Below are 6,233 nucleotides of genomic sequence, written 5' to 3'. Positions count from 1 at the left end.
GAGGGGGGCGGCACGGCAGGCACCTCTCTCCAGCCTCATCCCGAGGCGCGTAGCCCATAGGGCGAAGCCTCGAAGGACGGGGCTGGCCACCGCAGCCATCCGCCCTCGTCCTTCGAGGCCCCTTCGGGGCGTCTCAGGATGAGGGCTGATCGTTGAGCGGGCCGGCTTGATTGGGGATACCGCAGCGATGTGGAACTTGTGGCACCGTAGGGGCTCTGAGCCAGCCGCACCCTCTCCCGGCCCTTCGCTTTGGCTCAGGGCGTTCGCCGCTGCAATCGATTCACTGGATCGATTGCTGGCGCTTTGCGCCACCGCGGCTCACCCACCCGCAATCCCCAGCAATTCCGCATCCAGCGCCTTCAAATAATCGCCGGCGATGGCGGCGCTGAAGCCGAGGTCGTGTTGGCCGTAACGGGAGGCGACGCGGATGTCGACGAAGGTGGTTTCGGCCTCTTCGCGCAGGCGGATGAGGATATCGAAGCGCAGGCCGAGGATCAGCGTGCGGTTGCTCGCCTGCAGCGTCACGCCGTTGGCGCCGCGGATCAGTTTGGCGACATCGTCGTCATAGGGGCGCGGCGTCGGCACCGGGATGATGCCGGGCGCATCGGCGACGGCCTCGTCGCCGGGGGCGGGTTTTGCCGGTCCGTCCTCCGGGTCGCGGTCCGGCTCGCTGGTGCCGCTGCTCCTGACGATCGTGAAACCGCTCTGCTTGGCGACCTTGCGCACCGCTTCCAGCACCCGGTCGAGCGCGCCCTCATAACGCCGGCCAGTCAGCTCGGGATAGGCAGTCATCTGCTTTTCGCGATCCTCCGGTGTCACCGGAGTGCGCTTCAGCCAGATCTGATCGGCGTGCGGCGGCGACAGCCAGTCCGGCACCGAGACCGGATCGGTGGAGACGTCGTAGATATCCGGCAGGCTGAGATATTGCTCGGCGGCAAAGGCGCCGATCGTAAGCGGAAAGGCGGCATAGATCAGGGCGGCGAGTGCGGCGAGCCCGCCTTCGGCGCCTGAGACCCAGAGGCTGCGCAGGCCGACGGCGGCCAGCAGCGCGGCGAGCAGCGCAAAGCCGGCGGCGGCGATCAAGAGCAGCACGAGATAGGGGGTGGCAAGGCCGCCGAAGCGATGGGCGATCAGCACCGCCAGCGCCAGCACCAGCGAAAACGCCCCGAGCAGCCGCGCAAAGCGGGCGGCGCTGGAAACGGGACGGTCGTAACGGATGGCCATCAAACTTACCGGTTGCTCGTCAGCGCCGCGTCCTCGACCACGCAAATCGCCATAACCCTGTTTAGAGCATGATGCCGAAAAGTGTGAAGCGGTTTTCGGACGACATCATGCTCTATTTCTTTGATTCAGATCCGGATTCAGATTTTAGGCCAGCCCGGCCTGAAATCATCCGGATCTGGGCAAGATTCGGCTGAATTGAAACTGTTGTCTTGGAATATCGGCTGGAATTCCCCTGACATGATCGAGGCGATGGCCGGGCCGATTCATGAGCCCTTGCTGATATGGCAAAAAAAGGTCATTCTGCCACGGTTTCATCTCCTGATTTAAAGGCAAGGAGAGGCGGGATGATTTCACCCGAGATAGCAGCCAGGCCGCAGGCGTCTGCGCTTGGCGGGATCGACCACAGCGAGCCGATGCTGCCGCTGGAGCTCGTCGAGCTCGAACTTTCGCTCGAAGGTTATGCCGGCGGCGATGCCGGCTTCTGCGAGGCGGTGCGCCAGGCGGCGAACCGGGCGGGCGGCGAATTGCTGTTCGACCTGCCGGCCGGCGGCCTCATCGCCGATTGCCGGCGCATCGCGGTGCTGCGCATTCCCGATGAGGGCAACGAGATGCGCGTCGTGCTGGCGCTGCTCGATTATGCCGGCACCGAGATCCGCATGCAGGCGCCCGATGAGGAGACCGCGCATCTGGTGCGCTTCGCCGATGCCTTCGTCGAGCTGCTGGAGCGGATTTAGGTTTGACCGTGGGTTCTAGCGCCGTTCCGCCGCCGCCTCCGCCAGGCTGCGGAACGGAAACTTGCGTCCGCATTCGCATTTGAGCATGAAGCTCTCCTGGTGGTTGGACGGGCGTTGCACGCCAAAACCGCGCGGCAGTTGATCGACCTTGAAATCCGGGTGCTTGCGCTTGGGATCATCGATCTCCGAGGCCTCGGCAAAGCCCTCATTGCCGCATTGCGGGCAGTTCAGTTTTTTCGAAAATCGATCGCGGATGGCCATGCTGGTTTCCAGTGTTTGCAGGTGTCCTCATACAGAGGAATGCCGACTCGTGAAAGTGGAACCATATGCCAGGGATGCCGTTCCTTTTTTGAAAAGGAGGCGATCATGCCGAACAGAGATCCCATCCCAACACCGACAACCGACACCCCGCGCGGCCCGACGCCGACGCCTGGCATTCCCGACCCCATCCAGCAAAAACCGCCGCTGACACCGGTGCAGGACCCTGGAGATACGAAGAACCCGCAGGATCCGCCGCTCGATCCGGCGCTGTTGCCGATCGGCGATCCGGCCGGGGCGGCTTGATTTTGGTTGTGCCGTGTGGTTGCCCCTCACCCTAACCCTCTCCCCGTTCTGACGGGGAGAGGGGACATGCCCCGCGAGAGGTTGGCGAGAGACGGTGAGGTTGCGGCATATCCCCTTCGCCCCGCAAGCGGGGAGAAGGTGCCGGCAGGCGGATGAGGGGCATCTTGGTCTCCTCGCTTGACGCCCGCACCCGAATGGCATTTCCTCAGGGAAAAGCAAGGAATACCCCGATGCGCATCCGCCTCCTCATCACCATGGCCACCCTCGCCGCCGTCCTGTCCGCCTGCCAGACGATGACGCCGGAGGAGCGGCGGGCGGCGGATGAGCAGAAGTGCCTGAGCTATGGTTTCCGCCGCGGCACCGATGGTTTTGCCACCTGCCTGCAGCGCATCGATCTCGACCGGCGGGCCGAATCGCGGGCGCAGAGCGCGGAGATGATGCAGAGCATGGCCTGGGATCTGAACGGGCCTTATGTCTACCGCAATCGCTGGCACCATCATCATTGACCCCAGGCGTCCGAAGGGCTGCCGCGGGCGCAACTGCCGGGCGCGAGGGCTTTGGCTATTTCCCCTTCAGATTTTCCGATATGACCGCCTGCGCCGCCGCCAGTCTGGCGATCGGCACGCGGAACGGCGAGCAGGAGACATAATCGAGGCCGATCGTCTCGCAGAAGCGGATCGAGGCCGGGTCGCCGCCATGTTCACCGCAGATGCCGAGCTTCATGTCGTTGCGGGTGCGCCGGCCGCGTTCGGCGGCGATGCTGATCAATTCGCCGACACCGTCGAAATCGAGCGAGATGAACGGATCATGCTCGATGATGCCCTTGCGCTGATAGGTCGGGATGAAGGCCGAGGCGTCGTCGCGCGAGATGCCGAAGGTGGTCTGCGTCAGGTCGTTGGTGCCGAAGGAGAAGAATTCGGCGGCTTCGGCGATCACATGGGCGCGCAGTGCCGCACGCGGCAGCTCGATCATCGTGCCGACGAGATAGTCGATCTTCATGCCGGCCTCGCGCATCACATCGCCGGCGACCTCGTCGATGCGGGCCTTGACGTAATCGAGCTCGGAGCGCAGGCCGACCAGCGGCACCATGATCTCAGGCACGACGGCAGCCCCGGTCTCATGGGCTGCGGCAACCGCCGCCTCGAAGATGGCGCGTGCCTGCATCTCGACGATTTCAGGATAGGAGATCGCCAGCCGGCAGCCGCGATGGCCGAGCATCGGGTTGAACTCGTGCACCGCATCGACGCGCTGGCGCAAAGCCTGCGCCTCCATGCCCATGGCGAAGGCGACCTCGGCGACCTCGTCATCGGTCTTCGGCAGGAATTCGTGCAGCGGCGGATCGAGCAAACGGATCGTCACCGGCAGGCCGTGCATCACGGTGAAGAGGCCGGTGAAATCCAGCCGTTGCATCGGCAGCAGTTTGTCGAGCGCCAGCCGCCTGCCCTTCTCGTCCTCGGCCAGGATCATCTCGCGCATGACATGGATGCGCTCGCCCTCGAAGAACATGTGCTCGGTGCGGCAAAGGCCGATGCCCTCGGCGCCGAAGGAGCGGGCGGCGCGCGCATCGGCCGGCGTATCGGCGTTGGTGCGCACCGTCATGCGCCTGGCGCGGTCGGCCCAGCCCATGATGCGGCCGAAATCGCCCGAGAGCTCCGGCTGGATCATCGGCACCTCGCCCTTCAGCACCTGGCCGGCCGAGCCGTCGATGGTGATGATATCGCCCTTCTTCAGGGTGACGCCCATGCCGAGCAGCCGCTCGTTGCGCTGATCGATGCGCATGGTGCCGGCGCCGACGACGCAGGGGATGCCCATGCCGCGGGCAACGACCGCCGCATGGCTGGTCATGCCGCCGCGCGTCGTCAGAATGCCTTCGGCGGCATGCATGCCGTGAATATCCTCCGGGCTGGTCTCGACCCTGAGCAGAATGACCTTGCGGCCCTCGGCCTCGGCCTCCACCGCTTCCTCGGCGGTGAAGACGATGGCGCCGGTGGCCGCCCCCGGCGAAGCCGGCAGCCCGGTGCCGATCACCTGGCGGGTGACGCGCGGATCGATCGTCGGATGCAGCAACTGGTCGAGGCTGGAGGGTTCGATGCGCAGCACCGCCTGCTCCTCGGTAATCACCTTCTCATCGACCATGTCGACGGCGATCTTCATTGCCGCCCGGGTGGAGCGCTTGCCGGCGCGGGTCTGCAGCATCCACAGTTTGCCGCGCTCGATGGTGAATTCGATATCCTGCATGTCGCGGTAATGGATCTCGAGCTCGCTGCAGATGCGGCAGAGCTCGCGAAACGCCTCCGGCATCAGCTTTTCCATCGAGGGTTTTTCCGAGCCGGAGGAAATCCGCCCTTCCTCGGTGATGCTCTGCGGCGTGCGGATGCCGGCAACGACATCCTCGCCCTGCGCATTGACGAGGAATTCGCCGTAAAGCGCCTTCTCGCCGGTCGAGGGATTGCGGGTGAAGGCGACGCCGGTGGCCGAGGCATTGCCGAGATTGCCGAAGACCATCGCCTGGATGTTGACCGCCGTGCCCCAGGCTCCCGGAATATTGTGCAGCTGGCGGTAGGTGACGGCGCGTGCGCTCATCCAGCTTGAGAAGACCGCGCCGACCGCGCCCCAGAGTTGAACCTCGGGATCCTGCGGGAATTCCTGCTCCAGTTCCTCCTCGATCAGCCTTTTGTAGAGGGAAACGATATGCTGCCATTCGGTGGCGCTGAGTTCGGTATCGGTTTCATGGCCGAGCTTGGCCTTCTCGTCTTCGAGGATCTCCTCGAAGGCATCGTTGCCGAGGCCCATGACGACATCGGCATACATCTGGATGAAGCGGCGGTAGCTGTCCCAGGCAAAACGCGCGTCGCCGGCATCGTGGCCGAGCGCCTGCACCGTCTCGTCGTTGAGGCCGAGATTGAGCACCGTGTCCATCATCCCCGGCATCGAGACACGGGAGCCGGAGCGCACTGAAAGCAGCAGCGGCTGGCTGCCGGCGCCGAAGCGGCGGCCGGTGATCGCCTCAATGCCGGCAATGCCGGCTCGCACCTCGGCCTTCACACCGTCCTCGATATGGCGGCCGTTCCTGTAATAGGTGTTGCAGGCATCGCCGATGATCGTCAGACCCGGCGGAACGGGCAATCCCAGCGCGCACATCTCCGCCAGATTGGCGCCCTTGCCGCCCAGAATCTCGTGATCGCGCGCCCGGCCCTCAGCCTGCCCGTCGCCGAACGTATAGACCCACTTGGTCATCTTCCCCCCAACACCAAACCGGGATTAGCTTAATCCGTTGGTGTTGAAATGAAAATCGACAAATGCGGCGGAATGTTGCGTTGCACAATAAATCTTCGGCCCCGCCGCGTTCGAAACGATTGAAACTTCGCCGGATGCAGAGGAAGGCATAAAAAAAGCTTTGCGGGACTGCAACAGGTCCCGCAAAGCCTTGTTTCCGTCCGGCCAGGAAAACCGGACGGGGGGTCCCTCAACCCAGGGCACTTTCCTCAAATAATGGAATGCCCTATCGCTTCATCTTCACGCAATTCCTGCGAAAGCCGCTTGGCGCGTTTCCTGGAATTGCCCCAGATTTTCCGGTCCTTGCCCTCTGCCCGGAAAACCGCATGCAAATTCGACAATAAGCAACCTTGACCGCCCACGCTTGCGCTGAAGCAGCAGGTTGCGTTGAAACAACTTCTAATGCAAGTCATCGCAAAGAGCATCACCCAAATG

6 protein-coding genes are annotated in these 6,233 nt (G+C 63.8%); 3 read left to right on the top strand and 3 right to left on the bottom strand.

Going from position 1 to position 6,233, the window contains the following annotated elements:
• Window positions 1-318: 318 nt before the first annotated feature.
• Window positions 319-1,224 carry a DUF1499 domain-containing protein gene (locus BBJ66_RS12720; RefSeq protein ID WP_071087413.1) on the bottom strand — a complete coding sequence of 302 codons (906 nt, stop codon included), beginning with the start codon at window positions 1,222-1,224 and terminating at the stop codon, window positions 319-321.
• Window positions 1,225-1,568: 344 nt separating this feature from the next.
• On the opposite strand from BBJ66_RS12720, the gene BBJ66_RS12715 reads away from it, so the two are divergent.
• The gene (locus BBJ66_RS12715; protein ID WP_049735342.1) at window positions 1,569-1,958 is read left to right on the top strand and encodes a hypothetical protein; all 390 of its coding nucleotides are present in this window, start codon (window positions 1,569-1,571) and stop codon (window positions 1,956-1,958) included.
• Between the two features lie 15 nt (window positions 1,959-1,973).
• Here BBJ66_RS12715 and BBJ66_RS12710 read toward each other — a convergent pair whose 3' ends face one another.
• On the bottom strand, window positions 1,974-2,219 hold the full coding sequence (locus BBJ66_RS12710; RefSeq protein WP_037073946.1) for a hypothetical protein: 246 nt from the start codon (window positions 2,217-2,219) through the stop codon (window positions 1,974-1,976).
• A 105-nt stretch (window positions 2,220-2,324) separates the two neighbouring features.
• Between BBJ66_RS12710 and BBJ66_RS12705 the strand changes: the two genes are divergently transcribed.
• On the top strand, window positions 2,325-2,522 hold the full coding sequence (locus BBJ66_RS12705; protein ID WP_049735343.1) for a hypothetical protein: 198 nt from the start codon (window positions 2,325-2,327) through the stop codon (window positions 2,520-2,522).
• A 230-nt stretch (window positions 2,523-2,752) separates the two neighbouring features.
• Window positions 2,753-3,028, top strand: coding sequence for a hypothetical protein (locus BBJ66_RS12700; protein ID WP_071087410.1), 276 nt, complete (start codon window positions 2,753-2,755; stop codon window positions 3,026-3,028).
• Between the two features lie 55 nt (window positions 3,029-3,083).
• On the opposite strand, the gene ppdK is transcribed toward BBJ66_RS12700, so the two are convergent.
• Entirely contained in the window at window positions 3,084-5,759 is a 2,676-nt protein-coding gene (gene ppdK / locus BBJ66_RS12695) for a pyruvate, phosphate dikinase (RefSeq protein ID WP_071087408.1), read from the bottom strand.
• Window positions 5,760-6,233: the final 474 nt, after the last annotated feature.

It is taken from the genome of Rhizobium sp. RSm-3 (assembly GCF_001854685.1).
GTDB classification, from domain to species: domain Bacteria; phylum Pseudomonadota; class Alphaproteobacteria; order Rhizobiales; family Rhizobiaceae; genus Rhizobium; species Rhizobium ecuadorense.
This window is presented reverse-complemented; position numbering and strand designations above follow the sequence as displayed.